General features: G+C 32.6%; 1 protein-coding gene. It reads right to left on the bottom strand.

The features are described from left to right. Positions 1-197: 197 nt before the first annotated feature. The gene (locus KW850_RS32615) at positions 198-410 is read right to left on the bottom strand and encodes a hypothetical protein (RefSeq protein WP_218351726.1); all 213 of its coding nucleotides are present in this window, start codon (positions 408-410) and stop codon (positions 198-200) included. Positions 411-669 lie beyond the last annotated feature (259 nt).

The raw sequence follows: 669 nt of genomic DNA, 5'->3' as shown, positions 1-669 counted from the left end.
GGGGCGAACTGTTTAGTTGACGGGATCCAAGCCCCACGGGTGCTTACGTTCTACCCCGGCTACCGATATCATAAAACGATATAAAAAATGTTCAACCAGAAATATCTGGCTGAACTTATAATACGAAAGGGTGCTTTTTTTGTTTGTTTAATGGAAGACCTCTTACGATTAACTATTTATTCAATCACGGCGGAATTCTAGTTACTTAATTCCATTAATAATTTGTGGACAATATGTTGTTCAAAATCTTTTGGCTTATCCAAAAGTATCCCTCTTCTTGACGCAGCTGCAATTATTAGTCCTAATTCATAGTACATATTTTTAGAAACTAATCCTTTTGAAATCATTTTCTTCACTTCATAATAAAATTGAATTAAAAAATCACTTGGTAATTTTTCATACAAAGACATTTTTGAAAACACCCACTATTCCTACTGTTTTAATAGGAATAATATCAATAAAAACTGAAATTGAAAAGAGTTTTTCGCCAGATTCATAAATTTATCATTTTTTTACAAATACGTTTGGCAATACTGCTTTACTCTTGTTGAACTCCCTCAGTTAGATACGATTATCTCTCGAATACTCACTTATTCGCAGGAATTCAAATCACTTGAATGATCAATAAGCCGTGGAATGAATGAGTAATTAGCATTTTGGCTACATGAA

The organism is Bacillus sp. sid0103 (assembly GCF_019219025.1).
Note: the sequence above shows the minus strand (reverse complement) of the source record. Positions and strands in the feature narration are given on the sequence as shown.